The following is an 18605-nucleotide window of genomic DNA, read 5'->3' on the forward strand; positions in this document are numbered from 1 at the left end:
ATGAGTGCCGGGGGGCAGCGGTCTTCCAGCGCGACAACGGCAGCGTTGCATCCATGTTCGGCACGTAGACGGCTGGCGGGAATGCACGCCACATCGACAAAAAGAAAGCCGGAGGATGCACCGGCTTTCTCGCGACGACATGGCGTTGGATCAGGCTTCCACCACCACCGGAATCTTGCCGATGCGCGACTGCCATTCACGCGGGCCGGTCTTGTGCACCGACTCGCCAGTGGAATCCACCGCCACGGTGACCGGCATGTCCTTGACCTCGAATTCGTAGATCGCCTCCATGCCCAAGTCTTCGAACGCCAGCACGCGCGCGGCCTTGATCGCCTTGGACACCAGATAGGCCGAGCCGCCGACCGCCATCAGATACACAGCCTTGTTGTCGCGGATCGCGTCGATCGCTGCATCGCCGCGCTCGGACTTGCCGACCATGCCGAGCAAGCCGGTCTGTTCCAGCATCTGGCGGGTGAACTTGTCCATGCGCGTGGCGGTGGTCGGGCCGGCCGGGCCGACCACTTCATCGCGCACCGGATCGACCGGTCCGACGTAGTAGATGAAGCGGTTGGTGAAATCGACCGGCAAGGTTTCGCCCTTGTTGAGCATGTCGATCATGCGCTTGTGCGCGGCATCGCGGCCGGTCAGCAGCTTGCCGTTGAGCAGCACCACTTCGCCCGGCTTGAAGCTGGCGACTTCTTCGCGGGTGATGGTGTCCAGGTTGACCCGGCGCGCGTTGGTCGGGTTGTAGGTGAGCTTGGGCCAGTCTTCCAGCGACGGCGGGTCCAGCATCACCGGGCCGCTGCCGTCCAGGGTGAAATGCGCGTGGCGGGTGGCGGCGCAGTTGGGAATCAGCGCCACCGGCAGATTGGCGGCATGGGTCGGGTAGTCCTTGACCTTGATGTCCAGCACCGTGGTCAGGCCGCCCAGGCCTTGCGCGCCGATGCCAAGCGCGTTGACCTTTTCGTACAGCTCCAGGCGCAGTTCCTCGGCGCGATTGGAGGCGCCGCGCGCCTGCAGGTCGACGATGTCGATCGGCTCCATCAACGCTTCCTTGGCCAGCAGCATGGCTTTTTCGGCGGTGCCGCCGATGCCGATGCCGAGCATGCCCGGCGGGCACCAGCCCGCGCCCATGGTTGGCACGGTCTTGAGCACCCAATCGACGATGGAATCGGACGGGTTGAGCATGGCGAACTTGCTCTTGGCTTCCGAACCGCCACCCTTGGCCGCGACGATCACGTCAAGATGGTCGCCCGGCACGATCTTGGTGTTGACCACCGCCGGCGTGTTGTCCTTGGTGTTCTGGCGCTTGCCGGCCGGGTCGGCCAGCACGCTGGCGCGCAGCTTGTTGTCCGGATGGTTGTAGGCACGACGCACGCCTTCGTTGACCATGTCTTCCACGCCCATGGTCGCGTCGGCCCAACGCACGTTCATGCCGATTTCGAGGAACACGGTGACAATGCCGGTGTCCTGGCAGATCGGGCGGTGGCCCTCGGCGCACATGCGCGAGTTGATCAGGATCTGCGCAATCGCGTCCTTGGCGGCCGGCGACTCTTCGCGCTCGTAGGCGGCCGACAGATTCTTGATGTAGTCGACCGGGTGGTAGTAGCTGATGTACTGCAGCGCATCGGCGACGGACTGGATGAGGTCTTCCTGCTTGATCGAGGTCACGGCTGGCTCTACGGCTGGCGGGGGCAATCCCGACATTTTAGTCGAAACTTCAGGCGTGTCCGGGCGTTGCGTCAATCGATGCGATTGATCGGGCAACCGATCGCGCGGGGCCGGCACGAGGCACGGGCGCGCTGCAGGCCATCGACCGCGTTGCCTGGCAAGCGTGCAGTCAGCGGCGCCACGGCGACCACGCGCAAATGTCGCAGGGCGCACCGATGCACCTCCAAACACCCCATGCCCACGCGTGGCGCTGCACACTAACCCCATGTCAGCTTCCCGATCAGGCGCCACTGCGCCCGCCGCCGCGCGTACCGGCCCCACCCTGCGCGAGCGCCTGGATGCCTTGCGCAACCTGCCGCCGTTCCTGCGCCAGATCTGGCAGACCAGCCGCTGGTTGAGCGCCAGCAGCATCGGCCTGCGCGTGCTGCGCGCGTTGATGCCGGTGGCGACGCTGTACATCGGCAAGCTGATCATCGACGAGGCCATCCACCTGGTCGGCCAACCGCCGGCCTTCGACTCGCTGGCGCAGGCACTGGGCAGCGGCCGCTTGAACCGGTTGCTGGAATTGCTGGCACTGGAACTGGCGCTGGCAATCGGCTCGGACCTGCTTGGCCGGCTGGTCGGCTATGCCGATGCGCTGCTGTCGGAACTGTTCAACAACGCCGCCAGCGTGCGCCTGATGGAGCACGCCGCGCAGCTGGATCTGGAGGATTTCGAGGATCCCGACCGGCAGGACAAGCTGGATCGCGCGCGGCGCCAGACCATGAACCGCATGAACCTGATGAGCCAGTTGTTCGGCCAGGTGCAGGACGCCATCACCGTGGTCAGTCTGGCGGTGGGCCTGGTGGTGTATGCGCCGTGGTTGATCCTGCTGCTGGCGATCGCCCTGATCCCGGCCTTCATCGGCGAGGCGCATTTCAATGCGCTGGGCTATTCGCTCAACTTCCAGTGGACGCCGGAGCGGCGCCAGCTCGACTACCTGCGCCAGGTCGGCGCCAGCGTCGAGACCGCAAAAGAAGTCAAGATCCTCAACCTGCACCGCTTCCTGATCGCGCGCTATCGCCGCCTGGCCGACAAGTTCTTCCAGGCCAATCGCGCACTGGCGCGCAAGCGTGCGTTGTGGGGCGCACTGCTGGCTGCGCTGGGCACCCTGGGCTACTACATGGCCTATGGCTACATCGCCTGGCGCACCGTGCGCGGCGATTTCAGCATCGGCGATCTGACCTTCCTGGCCGGCAGTTTCCTGCGCCTGCGCCAGCTGCTGGAAGGCCTGTTGATCGGGTTTTCGCAGGTCGCCGGGCAGGCGCTGTATCTGGACGATCTGTATTCGTTCTTCAACATCGTGCCGGAAATCCGCTCGCGCCCGAATGCGCTACCGGTGCCGCGCCCGATCCGCCAGGGCTTCGTGTTCGAGGACGTGGGCTTCCGCTACCCGGATGCCGAGCAGTGGACGGTGCGGCATCTGGATTTCGAACTGCGCGCCGGCGAAGTGCTGGCGCTGGTCGGCGAAAACGGCGCCGGCAAGACCACCCTGGTCAAGCTGCTGGCACGGCTGTACGACCCGGACGAGGGCCGCATCCTGCTCGATGGCCACGACCTGCGCGATTACGATCTGGACGACCTGCGCGCCAACCTGGGGGTGATCTTTCAGGACTTCGTGCGCTATCACCTGAGCGTGGGCGAGAACATCGGCGTCGGCCAGGTCGATGCGATGGATGATGCGCCACGCATCCAGGCCGCTGCGCAGCGCGCGATGGCCAGCGAGCTCATCGACAGCCTGCCCGATGGCTACGACCAGCTGATCGGGCGCCGCTTCAAGAACAGCGTCGACCTGTCCGGCGGGCAATGGCAGAAGATCGCCATCGCACGCGCCTACATGCGCGATGCGCAGCTGATGATCCTGGACGAACCCACCGCGGCACTGGATGCGCGCAGCGAGTTCGAGGTATTCCAGCGCTTCAAGGAGCTGTCAGACAACCGCACCGCCGTGCTGATCTCGCATCGTTTCTCTAGCGTGCGCATGGCCGACCGCATCCTGGTGCTGGCCGATGGGCGCATCGAAGCCAACGGCACCCACGCAGAATTGATGGCGCAGGGCGGGCGCTATGCGGAGCTGTTCGAGCTGCAGGCGGCGGGGTATCGATGAGGCGGGGAATCGGGAATCGGGAATGGGGAGTCGGGAATCGTTAGAAGCGGCGTTCCCGACGTCTGATAGGTACTGAGCGCCCTGATCCGAGCGCGTACGGGATCCTTCGGCAACTGCACCCATTCCCCATTCCCGATTCCCGATTCCCGATTCCCGATTCCCGATTCCCCATTCCCGGCCAGCCAAATGAGAGTTCATCTCATTTGATCGGCTTGAGGTAGAATTGGCGGGGACTCTTTCCCACGACACTTACCGGTATGTCTTCCGCTTTCGGCGCCGAAACGGTGCTTGAGGTCCGTCATTGGACCGATGCCTACTTCAGCTTCACCACGACCCGCGATGCCGGTTTCCGCTTCGAAAACGGCCAGTTCGTGATGATCGGGCTGGAAACCGAAACCCGGCCGTTGCTGCGCGCGTATTCGATCGCCAGCGCCAACTGGGAAGAGCATCTGGAGTTCTTCAGCATAAAGGTGCCGGACGGCCCGCTGACCTCGCGGCTGCAGCACATCAAACCGGGCGACAAGGTGCTGGTCGGCAAGAAGCCCACCGGCACGCTGTTGATCAGCGACCTGCACCCGGGCCGCAACCTGTACCTGCTGGGCACCGGCACCGGCCTGGCGCCATGGCTGTCGATCATCAAGGACCCGGAAACCTACGAGCGCTTCGACAAGGTGATCCTCACCCAGGGCGTGCGCTTCGTGCAGGATCTGGCCTACCGCGACTACTTCGAGCGCGAGCTGCCGCAGCACGAATTCCTCGGCGACCTCCTGCGCGACAAGTTGCTGTACTACCCGGCGGTGACGCGCGAAGCCTTCGCCAACCAGGGCCGCCTGACCGAGCTGATGGCCGATGGCCGCATGCAGCAGACGCTGGGCCTGCCGACCCTGGATCCGGCCAACGACCGTTTCATGATCTGCGGCAGCCCGCAGATGCTGGCCGACCTGCGCACCCTGCTGGATGCGCGCGGCTTCCAGACCTCGCCGCGCATCGGCACGCCGGGCCATTACGTCTTCGAGCGCGCGTTCGTCGAGAAGTGATGCGGTACGCACGACACCTTTGGTGTCGTAGCGTGTGCTTGCGCGCCATGAGGCTTCATTCCTGGAGCCTCGTCTGGCATACCCGTGCTCTTACTTGTGCGTTGAGGGCATGCCGCTAGCGAGACATGCACGCCTGCCACTCAGCCGAGCGCACGCTCGATATCCGCAGCCAGGGCGTCCGGCTTGGTGGTCGGCGCGTACCGTTCCAGCACCGTGCCGTCGCGGCCGATCAGGAACTTGGTGAAGTTCCACTTGATCGCCTGCGATCCCAGCACGCCACGCTGTTCGTGCTTGAGCCATTGCCACAGGGGATGTGCGCCGCTGCCATTGACCTCGATCTTTGCCGACAGCGGAAAATCCACCGAATAATCGAGCGAGCAGAACTGGCGGATCTGCGCAGCATCGCCCGGCTCCTGATGACCGAACTGATCGCACGGGAAACCGATCACCACCAACCCGCGCTCGCGATAGCGTTGCCACAGCGCCTGCAGGCCTGCGTACTGCGGCGTAAAACCGCATTTCGACGCGACATTGACCACCAGCACCACCTTGCCGGCGTAATCGCGCATCGACTGCGTGCGACCTTCCAGGTCGGTGAATTCAAAACTGGAAACATCCCCCATGGCAGCCTCGACGTGTGTAAAGACCGCAGCGTAGCGCAGCCGACCGCGTTGCTGTATCGCCATCGCAAAGCGCCTTCGGCACGAACGCAAGGCAGGCTGTCGCCATATCCGACATCGTGCCTGGCCGCCAGCGTCGGGCAGACAAACGACGAACTCGACTGAAAATGGCCGCGTGGAAACCAGGCCGGCACCCGCAACGTCGTGCGCGGTCGTCAGCTGCATGGGACAGCGCGGCGCAAGTCGAATGCACGACCTGGAACGCGCCGCACCAAGAGCGACCAACACAACGTTGCGAGCAGTCCTCAGGTGCGCGTGGACGGCGCGCTCGAAACCGGCATGGACGTGTGGCACACGCCGATTGCGAGCACCGGAAGCGTCCGCCTGTCACCTGTGCAACTTTTTAGCCGCTCCAAGCGACGGCTGCGCCTGCCAACGGCAACGCGATTGTCTTGTGAGTCGCCCTCACCCTACCGAGCCGCACTTGTCGCGTCCGCCTGATGGCGCCGCAATGACCTCGCAGCCATGCCTTTTGTCACACGCCTGTCCCGGCCGGCTGGGTTAGCCTCGGCGGTTCGCACTTTGGAGCAACTCTCTTGACCACCCGTCTCGCCTTTGCCCTGGCCGCTTCCCTGGGACTTGCCATGCCGTCCTACAGCATCGCCGCACCCGCCACCACGCAGGCTGCCGCACACGCCAACCCGTTCTTCGCCGACAGCACGCTGCCGCTGCATTACCCACAGTTCGACAAGATCACCGACAGCGATTTCGCACCTGCCTTCGACGCCGGCATGACCGAGCAATTGAAGGAAGTGGAAAAGATCGCCAACCAGAAGGCCAAGCCGAGCTTCGACAACACCCTCATCGCGCTGGAGAAGAGCGGCGCCACGCTGGATCGCGCCACCACGGTGTTCTTCAACCTGGTCGGTGCCGATACCAACGACGCGCGCAAGAAACTGCAGGCCGATTATTCGGCCAAGTTTGCCGCGCACCGCGATGCGATCTCGCTCAACGGCAAGCTGTTTGCACGCATCCAGACCTTGTACGACCAACGCAGCACGCTGGGGCTGGACGCACAAGGTGTGCGCCTGGTCGAGAAGTACTACAGCGACTTCGTCCGCGACGGCGCCAAGCTCTCCGATGCCGACAAGACCACGCTCAAGGCGATGAATGCCGAGCTGGCCAACCTGGGCACCACCTTCAGCCAGAACGTGCTGGCGGAGGTCAATGCTGCGGCCGTTGTCGTCGATGACGTCAAGCAGCTGGATGGCCTGTCCGACGAGCAGATCGCCGCTGCCGCCGAAGCGGCCAAGGCGCGCAAGCTCGACGGCAAATACGTGATCGCGCTGCTCAACACCACCGGCCAGCCGCCGCTGACCCAGCTGAAGAATCGCGACCTGCGCAAGAAGATCTACGACGCCTCGGTGTCGCGTGGCAGCCACGGCGGCCAGTACGACAACACCGCATTGGTGGCGCGCATCATGAAGCTGCGCGCCGACAAGGCCAAACTGCTCGGTTTCCCGACCTACGCCGCGTATTCGCTGGAAAACCAGACCGCCAAGACCCCGGAAGCGGTCAACGCGATGCTGGGCAAACTAGCCCCGGCCGCAGTGGCCAACGCCAAGCGCGAAGCGGCCGATCTGCAGGCGATGATCGACAAGGAGCAGAAAGCCGCGCGCAAGCCCACCTTCAAGCTCGAAGCCTGGGACTGGGCCTACTACAGCGAGAAGGTGCGCCAGGCCAAGTACAACTTCGACGAGTCGCAACTCAAGCCATATTTCGAGCTCAAGAACGTGCTGGAAAACGGCGTGTTCTATGCGGCCAACCAGGAATACGGCCTGACCTTCAAGCAGCGCACCGACCTGCCGACCTACCGCGACGACATCACCGTCTACGACGTGTTCGACGCCGACGGCAAGCAGCTGGCGATCTTCATCGCCGACATGTACGCGCGCGAATCCAAGCGCGGTGGCGCATGGATGAACTCCTACGTGTCGCAGTCGGCGCTGACCGGGTTCAAGCCGGTGGTGGCCAATCACCTCAATATTCCCAAGCCGCCGGCCGGCCAGCCCACGTTGCTGACCTGGGATGAGGTGACCACCATGTTCCATGAGTTCGGCCATGCGCTGCACGGCATGTTCTCGGACGTCAAATACCCGTATTTCTCCGGCACCAGCGTGCCGCGCGACTTCGTCGAGTTCCCCTCGCAGGTCAACGAAATGTGGGCCGACGAGCCGTCCATCCTGAAGAACTACGCCAAGCATTATCAGAATGGCACGCCGATGCCGCAGGCATTGCTGGACAAGGTGATTGCGGCGTCCAAGTTCAACCAGGGCTTTGCCACCACCGAGTATCTGGGTGCGGCCATGCTCGACCAGAACTGGCACCAGCTCAGCGCCAACCAGGTGCCCGACGCAGCCGGGGTGATGGCCTTCGAAGCCAAGGCCTTGCAGCAGGACGGCATTGCCTACGCGCCGGTGCCGCCGCGCTACAAGACCCCGTATTTCAGCCACATCATGGGCGGTTACGCGGCTGGCTATTACGCCTACATCTGGTCCGAGGTGCTCGACGCCAACACCCAGCAGTGGTTCAAGCAGCATGGCGGGTTGAGTCGCGCCAACGGCGATCGCTTCCGCAAGACCCTGCTCTCGCGCGGCGGCAGCGTGGACGCGATGGAGCTGTTCCAGAACTTCGCTGGTCATGCACCGCAGATCGAACCGCTGCTGGAAAAACGCGGACTGAGCGAACCAGCGGAAACCCCGCGCCGCTGAGTGTGAAGCTGCCGGTGTAGGCGGCGCCGCGACCTTTTTGCCAAAGAAAGGCCGCCCGCATTGCCTCCCTTCCCCCGCTCGCGAGGGAAGGAATTGTCGCGGCGTCCTGCAACGCAACGGCGCCCGGTCACGCCGGGCGCCGTTGGACTTGCGCTCACCATGAATGGCGCGACATCCGTCGCACCGACACAGGTTGGATTACTGGACCTGGCCCGACGCACTGGCATTGGCGTCGGCCGCCGCCGAACCGCTGGTACCGCCCTGCACATTTCCCGCCTGCACGGCGCCAGACCCGGAGGCGCTGCCACCACCCGATACCCGCGCCGACGACGGGTTCACGTTGGCATCGACACGGTGCGATGCACTGCCGTCAGCCGTGCCGCCGCCACTCAGTGCAGGCGTCTCCAGCGTGCCGGCATTGCCGGCAGCACCTGCCCCGCCGACCGTCTGCATGCCTGCCGTGCCTGTCGCACGCGCCGCAGTCTGAGCGCTACCGGCAGCGCCGTTGACGCTGTTACGCGCCGTACGTGCGGTATTGCGCGCGGTCGACACACCGTTGGCAGCGGTCGTATCGGCAAGGGTCTGCGCGCCCATGGCCGCATGGCCGGCGGCATCCTGCGTCGCCGATGCAGCGGCGGCACCGCGTACCGCCGTGCGCTGCGTTGCGCTACGCACATGCCGCGATTGCGCATCGATTGCGTTCTTCGCGCCGCCCACCGCAGAGCCGGCATCCAGCGTCCCGGCACCGGCGGCGTTGCCGCCTAGCGTCGCACCACCGACTCCACCGACCGTGCCGCCCACCGTGCCACCCAGGCCACCCGCACCGCCGAGTACCTGCGCGCCAGCCAAGCCAGGGCTCAGTGCCAGCATCGCGACAACCACTGCACCGGGGATCAAGGTCTTGCTGTTCATCGCGTTCTCCTGCTCTGCCACAGGCAATCTGCGGCTCTCACCCACCCATACGAACCGGACGCGAGCGCACATCCCGACCACCGGGTGCGCAGACAGGCAGCATTCACCCGCCCGGCGCGCGTTGCAGCGGGAGATCCTCTCCCAGCACGCCGTTGCCGTAGACCGGGTCCACACCGCTGGCGCCGAGGTCGCGCGCGCGGCGCTGCAACTGCGCACGCAGCATTGCGGCGGCCTGCGGGTCGGGCTTGGACAGGGATTGCGCGGCGATTCGCGCCACCAACGGCGCGGCGAACGAAGTCCCACGCTGCTGCTTCCACTGCCCCTGCGGCGCGGCGGCAATGACCTCGCCGATCGCGGCGAAGGCCACCTGCATGCCGCGACCGGCTTCGGGCAGTACGCGTCGCCGCGTGTCGAGCGCCGTCACGCCGATCACGCCTGGATAAGCCGCCGGATACAGCGGCGCCGCCGCCGGTCCATCGTTACCGACGGCGGCCACCAGTAGATGGCCGCGCGCGACCAGCGCCGCCACCGCGCGTTCCAGCAGCCGGTTGGGTGCACCGATCAGGCTGATATTGATCACCGCAACGTCTTGCTGCGCCATCCAGGCCAACGCAGCAACCAGCTCGACCGCTGCGCCATCGGTGGGGGTGCCGCAATAGAGATCGGCCGCATACAAGGTGCGCGCGATGGGGCCGTGCGCCACCGCGCGTCCGGCCAACAGGGATGCGACCGCGGTGCCGTGGGTCTGAGCAAGCGCGCGTCCGTCGCATCCCCAGCGCTGCACGTCCACGCCGGCCAGCGCTGGATGCGCGGCATCGACCCCGCTGTCGATCAGCCCCACGCGAAACCCCGCCGCCGCATCGGTCGCTTCCGGGGCTGGAGACGCAGGCGTAGCGGCGTGAAGGCGAGTGGCTGACTCGCTATAGAGATGGTTGTAGACATACTCGCCCTGCGGATCGAGCTGGCGCAGCCGCTGCATCGCCCGTTGCGTGGACATACCCGGCGGGGCGTGCAACACCACCACGCGCAAGCCGAGCGCATCGAAGCCGCGTTGCTCGCCGACCACGAAACCGGCCGTCTGCGCTGCCTGCAAGGCAGCCGGACCAGGCGCCAGCGCCACGATCTGGCCGCGCATCACGATGGCGCCGTCGGCATCGCGATCCAACTCGCGCGGACGGGCGCGCAGCAGCGCGTCCAGACGTTGCCTGCGCAAACGCTGCAGATCGCCCTGCGCCTGCTGAAAGGAGCGATCCAGCGTGGCCGGCAACGCCGGTACGGCTTGCGTCACGTCTTGTACCAGCCCGCCGGCAGAGGGCAACGCCAGCTGCGCCGACGCCGACGGGCCGACCACCAACGCCGCGAGCCACAGCCAACGCGTCCACGCTACTTTCGCCATCGCCCACCCTGCCGTGGTTGCTTGCCGCACGCCATGCCACACTAATCGCGTATCGACGACGCACCGTGAACGCCTCGCCGCGTGGACGGAAGAAAACCACCTTGCCGAACGTAGTGCTGATGAAAGAGCGCGATCCCGTGGCAACCGTCGGCGATGGCATCTGCGCGCTGCTGCCGCGATTGCGGCGCTTCGCGCGGGCCATTGCCGGCCATCCGGCCGATGCCGACGACCTGCTGCAGATGGCGATCGAACGCGCCTTGCGTCATGCAGAGCAGTGGCGACCGGAGACGCCACTGCAGTATTGGCTGTTCGGCATCATCCGCCACGCGTGGCTCGATGAAGTCCGCGCGCAGCGGCGCAGACGGCAGCTGTTCGTCGGTGCCGCAGAAGGCGAGCAGGTCGGCGACAGCCCGATGGAGCGCCAGCAGCAATGGATGGCGGTACAGGCGGCCATGGCCAGGTTGCCCGACGAGCAGCGTTGGCCGATCGCATTGGTGTTGATCGAGGGATTGTCGTACCGGGACGCCGCAGCGGTCCTGGACATCCCGATCGGCACGCTGACCAGCCGCCTGGCGCGCGGCAGGGAGGCGCTGCAGGCGTTATTGGAGGAAGAACAGACGTGAACGAGATCGACCAAGCCACCCTGCAGGCCTACGCGGACGGCGCGTTGACGCCCGAGCAGGTCGAGCGGATCGAGGCCGCGCTCGCAACCGATCCGCAGCTAGCCACCGCAGTGCGCACGCTGCAACGCGTGAACGCGCAACTGCGTGCCGGCTTCGCACCGGTGCTCGACGAACCCATACCGGTGCGCCTGCTGGAAGCGGCGCGGCGGCGCCCGCCGATCACGCCGCAGACATCCTCCGACACTGCCACCGTTGCGCCCATCCGCGCACCTGCGCGGACCGCATCGCGGCAGCCGATCCGGCGCTGGGCCGTGCCGGCATCCATCGCCGCCGCGCTGCTGGTCGGCATCTGGATCTGGCAACGCCAGCCGCCGCAGCCCGCACCATCGGCCGCGCTGGCCGAGCAAGGACACGACGCCAGCGGCGCGCTCGCCCTGGCGTTGGACCGCCAGCTCTCCAGCGACCGGCAAGGCGACGTCCGCATCGGCTTGAGTTTTCGCGCGCGCGATGGCCGCTATTGCCGCAGCTTTTCGCTGAAACGCAGCAGCGCTGGACTGGCCTGCCGCCAGGGCGAGCGCTGGCGCGTCGAACTGGTGTCGCCGCTACCGCAGCAAGGCGACGAGGGCGAATTGCGCATGGCCTCCAGCGCGATGCCCGCAGCGGTATTGACTGCCATCGACGCTCGCATCGACGGCCAGGCCCTGGACGCGGACGACGAACGCGGCGCACGCGCGCAGCACTGGCGCTGACACCTCCCGTTGTCGGCGACGGCGCTGCCCGCTAGCGGACCCGGATGCAACCGCGAACCGGACGCCCGGCATCCGCATTCGCGGCGGACGTGGTCATCCTTCGGCGACGGCGTCCACGCTCTCCAGCAGCTTCTTGAGCAGCTTTTCCAGACGCACCTGTTCGACCTCGCTTAGCGCGGCGGTCTCTGCATTCAACAAGGTGCAGGCATCGGGCAACAGGCTTTCGATCAGGGCCAGGCCCGCCGGCAGCAGGGTCAATGCGATCTTGCGACGATCATCGGGACTGCTGCCGCGCGCGATCAGTCCCTTCTCGCACAGCTGATCGGTAAGCCGGGTGATATTGGCCGGCTTTTCGCTTGCAGCCTCCGCCACCTCGGTCGGCGTGATCGCCTGCTCGGGCGTGCCGTAGAGCATCATCAGGATTTCGTATTCCGGCGGGGTTATCCCGTAAGGCTTGAGTCGTGCGCAGCCGTGTGTGTGCAGTCGCTTGTAGAGATGTTTGATCAACCTCACCAGCACGGCCGGCTCCCGTGGGAATGCCGGGTACCGCACACAGGTATGGTCCACGCGATTTGCGGTTGGATCGAAGCTGCTCATATCACCCGTTTGGTTGCACTATTGAATGCCCAGGCCATTCAATCACATCGCCTGCGGGGCGACATCTCAACGTGCGAAGAGATGTACATATTCCGGCGCGACCCACGGGAGTAACGTGGCGGCGGCAACATCGGCTGTTTGCGTGCCATCCGAGTACGGCCCGACCTGATACGGCGGAAACACGAAGCGCAACGCCGTGATCTGCCCGGCCGCGTTCAATAACGGAATGAACTGCGAGAAGTTGTCGCTCTGCGCCGCTGTGCCTTCGGCGATCATGCGATCGGCCGATGCAACCTGTTCGGCCTGCTGTTCGACCGGCACGCGATCGGCCTCCACCCGTTGGGCGGCGGCGTCGTGCAGTTGTGCGGCCACCGCGCGACCGATCTTCTCCCAGCCGGCCGGGTCGGGAATCAACGCCTGCGCAGTGAGTTGCTTGCGCTGCTTGACCAGCCACACGAAGCGCGCCACCAGCGGCTCGCCGTGTGCACCGCCGGTATAGCGGCTGCCATCGGCGGCGACCACGATCAGGTCAGCGGTCTGCAATACCGTCTCGAATGCCAGCGACAATTCGTACGGCGCGGCCGGCTTGTCGTTGCCGAGGCCGGAGACCGCCTCCATCAATTCGGTACGCGCGTCCTGCGCATAGCTGCGGATCGCGGCGGCTAGTTCCGGATACGCATCCAGCCCGCGCGGATAGCTGATGCCGACCATGTAGGCAGGCGCATGCTCGATGACGTCTTCCAGCGGACCGCTCTGCACGAGAACCGGTTCGGCGGGCGGCGCGGTTGCGGCCGCTGCATCGGCTGCAGGCTCGGCCGGCTCCACCGTGGCGGGCTCGCGCTGCTTACACCCTGCCAGCAAGGCCAGCATCAACAGGCCCCACGCTGCGTTTACTCCAAACAACCGCCCCATTCCCACTGCTCCCCTGATCGAATAAGCACTGCTGGCGATCAGGCCAGCAGATCCTGAAACTCTTGATGCCGACGGAGATACGCATCGGCGTAACTGCAAGCGGGCACGACCTTCAGGCCGGCCTCGCGTGCATGGTTCAACGCGGCCTGCACCAGCACGCCGGCAATGCCGCGTCCACCGATCGCATCCGGCACCTGCGTATGGGTGATGGTCATGGTCTGGCCTTCAAGACGGTACGCCAGTTCGGCATGGTGTCCATCGCTCTCGACAGCGAAACGCTGCTGCGTCGAATCGTGCTCTGCGTGCACTGTCACTGACTCCATTGGCGTCTGCACACGGCAGCGAATGACAGCAAGTGTGACCAGCGCCATGCCGCGCCTGCGTGAAAGTGAATCGATGCTGTGACCTGAAACGCAGCCTGCGTCGAACGCCCTTAAGTTCACCTGCGTAGCGCCGATAGCTGACCCGAAGGCGCTTGCTGCACCGGTCTCCGGTAGCCGTCGAGGCCTTCGCCTTACCTACGAGGAGTCATCGCATGCACAACGATTCGGCAGGGCACAGCGCAGACAGCGACAGTTCGTTGCTGGAAGGCCTGTTCCAGCTCGCCATCAACGGCGACACCCACAGCCAGGACTTCGCGCAGCTCAACGACACGGTCTACCGGCGCCTGCAGCAGGCCTACGGCGCCGCCTCTGGCGGTCCCGCCAACGCCGACCAGGAACGCAGCGCGGCCTGAGCCAGCCCACCTTGTCCACCAGGATCCGTCACTCCGTTGGCGGTCCTGACCAGGTTGCCGCAGACAACCTGCCAGCACCAATGACCGGCCCGGACTGCGGCCTAGCCGTTGTCCCGCATGTCACGCTCAGCCGAAGCGCGGATTGGATAGCTGCTCCAGAAACACCTGCCACACGCGTGGCTCCATGATCAGCATGAACATCACACCAAACGCAGCGCCGGCCAGATGTGCGCTGTGGTTGACGTTGTCGCCGCCACGGCGGTCCATCCAGATGCTGTAACCGACGTAGAACACCGCATAGATGATCGCCGGTGCCGGAATGAACAGCACCAGGATGATGGTCCACGGTTGCAGCAGGATGAAGGCGAACAACACCGCCGACACCGCACCGGACGCGCCAAGGCTCAGGTAATTGGGATTCTTCTGGTTCTTCAAGTAGCTGGGCAGGATCGACACCACCAGCGCAAACAGATAGAACAGCGGATAGGTCAGCACGCTGCCGGTCAGCCGCGCCATCACCTGTTCGATATACCGCCCGAAGAAGAACAGCGTGATCATGTTGAAGACCAGATGACCCAGATCGGCATGGATGAAGCCGTAGGTCACCAGGCGGTCGTATTGCTTGTGCTTGTCCAGGGCCGGCGGCCACAGGATCAGGCGGTCGTGCAGCTGGCGATTATTGAAGGCCATCCACGAGACGATGCCGGTGATGGCGATCAGGATCAGGGTAATCATGCGGACCTCAGGCAGAACGGTAATTGTCGACCATGCGATACCGGCGTGCGTATAGCCCGAAGGCCAATGCCGCCAGAAACGCGAAGGCCGCGAAGAAGAACATCAGGAATGCCGCTTCGCTGAGTCCAGTATCGGCGATGTGGGAGGTCACCGTCGCGTTGCGCACCGCCACATTCGACAGCAGCACCCACAGATTGCCCACCGTGGTGGTCAGATACCAGAAGCTCATCACCACGCCCTTCATCGAGGGCGGCGCCTGGCTGTAGGCGAACTCGATCCCGGTGGCCGACACCAGCACCTCGCCGAAGGTCAGCAGCGCATAGGGCAGGATCTGCCAGGCGATATGCATCGGCTCGCCGCCGTCCATGCTGATCTGGATGGCACCGACTGCGATCCAGGCCAGGCCGCTGAAGGCGATGCCGCAGGTCATGCGACGCAGCGCGGTCGGCTCCCAACCGCCACGCCGCAGCAAGGGGTACAGCACCAGATTGTTGAACGGGATCAGCAGCATCACCAGCAGCGGATTGAGCGCCTGCATCTGCGAGGCGGTGAACCAGGCCGGCATCGTCATCTCGCGCCCCTGCAGCACCCAGGTCGAGGCCTTCTGATCGAACAGCGAAAAGAACGGCGTCACCAGCGCGAAGATCACCAGCACCCGCAGCAACGCACGCACGCCTTCGACCGCAGCATCCGGATGTGCGCCGCGTGCGCGCTCCAGCTGCCACCAGGTGCCGCCGCCGATGCCTCCCAGCACCAGCACCAACGCCAGGCACAGACAGACCACGATGCCCAATTGTTCGACCAGCAAAAAGCAGCCCAGCGCCAGCACCATCGACAGCGCCGCCAGCAGCAGGCCGGGCCGGCCTTGTCCCGGCGCACGCGCCAGCAATGCCGTGCGCACCACCGCGCCGAAGGCATGCGGATCCTTGGGCGGCAACGGCACCAGCACATAGCGCTTGCGACCCAGCCAGAACACCAGCGTGGCCACGAGCATCAGGATGCCGGGAATGCCGAACGCCCACGCCGGGCCGAAGTTTTTCAGCGCCAGCGGAATCAGCAACGAGGCGAACAGGGAGCCGAAGTTGATGATCCAGTAGAAGGCGTCGAACACCACCTTGGCCCTGTGCTTGTTGGACTGGTCGAACTGGTCGCCCATGAACGAGGCCACCAGCGGCTTGATGCCGCCCGCCCCCAGTGCGATCAATCCCAGCCCGACGAAGAATCCAGTCCGGCTGCCTTCGAACAGCGCCAGGCATGCGTGACCGGCGCAGTACACCAGGCTGAACCACAGAATGGTGTTGTATTTGCCGAAAACGCGATCGGCCAACCAGCCGCCGAGCAGCGGGAAGAAGAACACCCCGATCATAAAGCTGTGCAGGATGTGCTTGGCTTCGGTTTCACGACCGGGCCCGCTGACCTCGTTCAACAGCAGCGAGGTAATCAGGAACTGCACCAGGATGTTGCGCATCCCGTAGAAGCTGAAACGCTCACAGGCTTCATTGCCGATGATGAAAGGAATCTGGCGCGGCAACCGCGCACCGGCATCGGGAGCCGGCAAGGTGGAGGTGGTCAAAGGCAGTCCGGTCGAGCAGAAAACACGCGCTATCGTACCGGGGGGTAGCGTCCGGCCGCCATCGCGGCCATTGGACACGCTGTTGCGTGCGCCGACGCAGTTGCGCTCGCTAGCGCGGGAGCCGTCCGCTTTGCATAGTCGTTTGCATCGTCGTTCGACCTGCCTGTGCTGGAAGCGCGTTCGAGCCAGCTCCATCGGCGCGCTGGCTCGAACGCGATGACGCAGTGCAGATTGGCCTGCTGCGCCGGCTCGGCTACATTGCAAACGTTTTCCTGGAACACTGGACCGCTGGATGCCCCGCTTCACCCGCCTGGCCTTGGGCCTGTTGCTGCTGACCACCGCCCCCGCCGCATTGGCCACCGAACCGCTGACCACCCAGGCCGAGCGCAGCGGCTTTGCGCAAACCGGACGCTACGATGAAGTCATCGCACTGTGCGATGCCTTCGCGCAGCGCCACCCGCAGGCGGTGCGCTGCATCGAGTTCGGCACCACCCCGGAAGGCCGGCCGATGAAGGCGTTGGTCGTGTCCACCAGCGGCGCGCTGGATGCGGCCAGTGCCGCGCAGCGCAAGTTGCCGGTGGTGCTGGTGCAAGGCGGCATCCATGCCGGCGAGATCGACGGCAAGGACGCGGGCTTTCTGGCCTTGCGCGAGTTGCTGGACGGCAAGGCAGGCAAGGGCGTGCTCGACAAACTGGTGTGGGTATTTGTGCCGGTGTTCAACGTCGATGGCCACGAGCGCTTCGGCGCCTGGAACCGTCCCAATCAACGCGGCCCCGAACAGATGGGCTGGCGCGCCACCGCGCAGAACCTCAATCTCAATCGCGACTACCTCAAGGCCGACGCACCCGAAATGCAGGCGATGCTGCGGCTGGTGCAGCAGTGGGATCCGCTGATGTATGTGGACCTGCACGTCACCGACGGCGCCAAGTTCGAACACGATGTCTCGGTGCAGGTGGAGCCGGTGCATGCAGGCGATGCCACGTTGCAACGCGACGGCACGCGCTGGCGCGATGCGGTGATTGCCGATCTCGCCAAACAGGGCTCGCTGCCGCTGCCGTATTACCCATCGTTCGTGCACGAAGACGACCCGACCTCCGGCTTTGCCGACGACGTGTCGCCGCCGCGTTTTTCGCATGGCTATTTCCTGCTGCGCAACCGCTTCGGCATGCTGGTGGAAACCCATTCGTGGAAGACCTATCCGGTGCGCGTACGCGTCACCCGCAACGCGATCGTCTCGGTGCTGCAGCAGACCGCGCGCAACGGCGCCACGTGGCGCGCCGATGCGCTGGCGGCCGATCAACGCGCGACCCGGTTGGCTGGCGAGATGGAGCCATTGAGCTTCGCCGCCGGTCCGGCCGCACGCACCGTCGCCTTCCGTGGTTATGCCTACACGCGCACGCCCTCGCCGATTTCCGGCGCGTTGATGACCCGCTACGACGAGACCAGGCCGCAGATCTGGAAGGTGCCGTTACGCGATCAGATCACCCCCGACGTGGTGGTCCAGGCACCACGCGGCGGCTATCTGGTACCTGCCGCGCAAGCGGCCCAGGTGGCGGAAAAACTGCGGCTGCATGGCATCGCCTTCGACACCATCGCCACTGGCGGCGAGCACCCGGTACAGAGTTTCCGCGCCGACACCGCAACGTTTGCGCCGCGCTCGAATGAAGGCCATCAAAACCTGGAGATCACCGGGCAATGGCGCGACGAAATCCGCAACGTGCCGGCCGGCTCGTTGTTCGTCCCGATCGCCCAGGCCAAATCGCGCCTGGTGATGGCGATGCTGGAACCGCAGGCGCCGGATTCGCTGCTGCAGTGGGGCCTGTTCAACACCGCATTCGAGCGCAAGGAATACATGGAGGATTACGTGGCCGAGGAGGTGGCGCGCGACATGCTCGAACGCGATCCGGCAGTGAAGGCACAGTTCGAGCAGCGCCTGGCCAGCGATGCGGCTTTCGCGGCCGACCCGAAGGCGCGGCTGGAATTCTTCTATCGCCAGCATTCTTCCTGGGATGAGCGCTATCGGTTGTATCCGGTGTTGCGCACCGCGCAGACGCAGTTCTGACGCCGCATCCGATTCCGGCAACCTCCTGATTCGGCGCGTACGCGCGCCATTCCTACTCGGGCACT

General features: G+C 65.2%; 16 protein-coding genes and 1 other RNA gene. 7 read left to right on the forward strand and 10 right to left on the reverse strand.

What is annotated here, in order from left to right; translation table 11 throughout:
• Window positions 1-150: 150 nt before the first annotated feature.
• Window positions 151-1671, reverse strand: a complete 1521-nt coding sequence (locus tag GGR61_RS01325; RefSeq protein WP_184620210.1) for a fumarate hydratase — start codon at window positions 1669-1671, stop codon at window positions 151-153.
• 265 nt (window positions 1672-1936) lie between these two features.
• Between GGR61_RS01325 and GGR61_RS01330 the strand changes: the two genes are divergently transcribed.
• Complete coding sequence (locus tag GGR61_RS01330) at window positions 1937-3817, forward strand: ABC transporter ATP-binding protein (RefSeq protein WP_184620211.1); 1881 nt, start codon at window positions 1937-1939, stop codon at window positions 3815-3817.
• Between the two features lie 257 nt (window positions 3818-4074).
• Window positions 4075-4854, forward strand: a complete 780-nt coding sequence (locus GGR61_RS01335) for a ferredoxin--NADP reductase (RefSeq protein ID WP_184620212.1) — start codon at window positions 4075-4077, stop codon at window positions 4852-4854.
• Between the two features lie 140 nt (window positions 4855-4994).
• On the opposite strand, the gene GGR61_RS01340 is transcribed toward GGR61_RS01335, so the two are convergent.
• Together GGR61_RS01340 and GGR61_RS01345 are read right to left on the reverse strand one after the other, a co-directional pair.
• Window positions 4995-5477 carry a glutathione peroxidase gene (locus GGR61_RS01340; protein ID WP_184620213.1) on the reverse strand — a complete coding sequence of 161 codons (483 nt, stop codon included), beginning with the start codon at window positions 5475-5477 and terminating at the stop codon, window positions 4995-4997.
• Window positions 5478-5753: 276 nt separating this feature from the next.
• Window positions 5754-5830: non-coding RNA, sX9 sRNA (locus tag GGR61_RS01345), on the reverse strand.
• Between the two features lie 240 nt (window positions 5831-6070).
• Here GGR61_RS01345 and GGR61_RS01350 point away from each other — a divergent pair.
• Window positions 6071-8245, forward strand: coding sequence for a M3 family metallopeptidase (locus GGR61_RS01350; RefSeq protein ID WP_184620214.1), 2175 nt, complete (start codon window positions 6071-6073; stop codon window positions 8243-8245).
• A 198-nt stretch (window positions 8246-8443) separates the two neighbouring features.
• Here GGR61_RS01350 and GGR61_RS01355 read toward each other — a convergent pair whose 3' ends face one another.
• Window positions 8444-9157 (reverse strand): hypothetical protein, encoded by a 714-nt coding sequence (locus GGR61_RS01355; RefSeq protein ID WP_184620215.1) that lies wholly within the window; start codon window positions 9155-9157, stop codon window positions 8444-8446.
• Between the two features lie 103 nt (window positions 9158-9260).
• Window positions 9261-10553: a S8 family serine peptidase gene (locus GGR61_RS01360; protein ID WP_221237226.1), complete on the reverse strand. Its 1293-nt coding sequence runs from the start codon at window positions 10551-10553 to the stop codon at window positions 9261-9263.
• A 119-nt stretch (window positions 10554-10672) separates the two neighbouring features.
• On the opposite strand from GGR61_RS01360, the gene GGR61_RS01365 reads away from it, so the two are divergent.
• Window positions 10673-11176 (forward strand): RNA polymerase sigma factor, encoded by a 504-nt coding sequence (locus GGR61_RS01365; protein ID WP_184620217.1) that lies wholly within the window; start codon window positions 10673-10675, stop codon window positions 11174-11176.
• Complete coding sequence (locus tag GGR61_RS01370; RefSeq protein WP_326520603.1) at window positions 11173-11925, forward strand: hypothetical protein; 753 nt, start codon at window positions 11173-11175, stop codon at window positions 11923-11925. The genes GGR61_RS01365 and GGR61_RS01370 overlap by 4 nt, the downstream gene beginning before the upstream one ends.
• A 93-nt stretch (window positions 11926-12018) precedes the next feature.
• On the opposite strand, the gene GGR61_RS01375 is transcribed toward GGR61_RS01370, so the two are convergent.
• The 3 genes from GGR61_RS01375 to GGR61_RS01385 all read right to left on the reverse strand — a co-directional run bounded on the left by GGR61_RS01375 (window position 12019) and on the right by GGR61_RS01385 (window position 13757).
• Complete coding sequence (locus tag GGR61_RS01375; RefSeq protein ID WP_184406003.1) at window positions 12019-12522, reverse strand: MarR family transcriptional regulator; 504 nt, start codon at window positions 12520-12522, stop codon at window positions 12019-12021.
• Between the two features lie 66 nt (window positions 12523-12588).
• Entirely contained in the window at window positions 12589-13434 is an 846-nt protein-coding gene (locus tag GGR61_RS01380; RefSeq protein ID WP_184406001.1) for a DUF3298 and DUF4163 domain-containing protein, read from the reverse strand.
• Window positions 13435-13472: 38 nt separating this feature from the next.
• On the reverse strand, window positions 13473-13757 hold the full coding sequence (locus GGR61_RS01385; protein ID WP_184405999.1) for a GNAT family N-acetyltransferase: 285 nt from the start codon (window positions 13755-13757) through the stop codon (window positions 13473-13475).
• A gap of 212 nt (window positions 13758-13969) precedes the next feature.
• Between GGR61_RS01385 and GGR61_RS01390 the strand changes: the two genes are divergently transcribed.
• The gene (locus tag GGR61_RS01390; RefSeq protein ID WP_184405997.1) at window positions 13970-14170 is read left to right on the forward strand and encodes a hypothetical protein; all 201 of its coding nucleotides are present in this window, start codon (window positions 13970-13972) and stop codon (window positions 14168-14170) included.
• Between the two features lie 126 nt (window positions 14171-14296).
• On the opposite strand, the gene GGR61_RS01395 is transcribed toward GGR61_RS01390, so the two are convergent.
• Both GGR61_RS01395 and GGR61_RS01400 read right to left on the reverse strand, forming a co-directional pair.
• The gene (locus GGR61_RS01395; protein ID WP_184405995.1) at window positions 14297-14905 is read right to left on the reverse strand and encodes a rhomboid family intramembrane serine protease; all 609 of its coding nucleotides are present in this window, start codon (window positions 14903-14905) and stop codon (window positions 14297-14299) included.
• Window positions 14906-14912: 7 nt separating this feature from the next.
• Window positions 14913-16478, reverse strand: a complete 1566-nt coding sequence (locus GGR61_RS01400) for an oligopeptide:H+ symporter (protein WP_184620218.1) — start codon at window positions 16476-16478, stop codon at window positions 14913-14915.
• A 292-nt stretch (window positions 16479-16770) separates the two neighbouring features.
• Here GGR61_RS01400 and GGR61_RS01405 point away from each other — a divergent pair, with 292 nt between their 5' ends.
• Complete coding sequence (locus GGR61_RS01405; protein WP_184620219.1) at window positions 16771-18540, forward strand: M14 family metallopeptidase; 1770 nt, start codon at window positions 16771-16773, stop codon at window positions 18538-18540.
• Window positions 18541-18605: the final 65 nt, after the last annotated feature.

This window comes from Xanthomonas sp. 3058 (assembly GCF_014199765.1).
GTDB lineage: Bacteria > Pseudomonadota > Gammaproteobacteria > Xanthomonadales > Xanthomonadaceae > Xanthomonas > Xanthomonas campestris_B.

What these genes read in the sequence shown, in the direction of transcription:
- GGR61_RS01330 (WP_184620211.1), top strand. Translation starts at nt 1,937, where the DNA reads ATGTCAGCTTCCCGATCAGGCGCCACTGCGCCCGCCGCCGCGCGTACC.
- GGR61_RS01335 (WP_184620212.1), top strand. Translation starts at nt 4,075, where the DNA reads ATGTCTTCCGCTTTCGGCGCCGAAACGGTGCTTGAGGTCCGTCATTGG.
- GGR61_RS01340 (WP_184620213.1), bottom strand. Translation starts at nt 5,477, where the DNA reads ATGGGGGATGTTTCCAGTTTTGAATTCACCGACCTGGAAGGTCGCACG.
- GGR61_RS01355 (WP_184620215.1), bottom strand. Translation starts at nt 9,157, where the DNA reads ATGAACAGCAAGACCTTGATCCCCGGTGCAGTGGTTGTCGCGATGCTG.
- GGR61_RS01360 (WP_221237226.1), bottom strand. Translation starts at nt 10,553, where the DNA reads ATGGCGAAAGTAGCGTGGACGCGTTGGCTGTGGCTCGCGGCGTTGGTG.
- GGR61_RS01365 (WP_184620217.1), top strand. Translation starts at nt 10,673, where the DNA reads ATGAAAGAGCGCGATCCCGTGGCAACCGTCGGCGATGGCATCTGCGCG.
- GGR61_RS01375 (WP_184406003.1), bottom strand. Translation starts at nt 12,522, where the DNA reads ATGAGCAGCTTCGATCCAACCGCAAATCGCGTGGACCATACCTGTGTG.
- GGR61_RS01380 (WP_184406001.1), bottom strand. Translation starts at nt 13,434, where the DNA reads ATGGGGCGGTTGTTTGGAGTAAACGCAGCGTGGGGCCTGTTGATGCTG.
- GGR61_RS01385 (WP_184405999.1), bottom strand. Translation starts at nt 13,757, where the DNA reads ATGGAGTCAGTGACAGTGCACGCAGAGCACGATTCGACGCAGCAGCGT.
- GGR61_RS01390 (WP_184405997.1), top strand. Translation starts at nt 13,970, where the DNA reads ATGCACAACGATTCGGCAGGGCACAGCGCAGACAGCGACAGTTCGTTG.
- GGR61_RS01395 (WP_184405995.1), bottom strand. Translation starts at nt 14,905, where the DNA reads ATGATTACCCTGATCCTGATCGCCATCACCGGCATCGTCTCGTGGATG.
- GGR61_RS01405 (WP_184620219.1), top strand. Translation starts at nt 16,771, where the DNA reads ATGCCCCGCTTCACCCGCCTGGCCTTGGGCCTGTTGCTGCTGACCACC.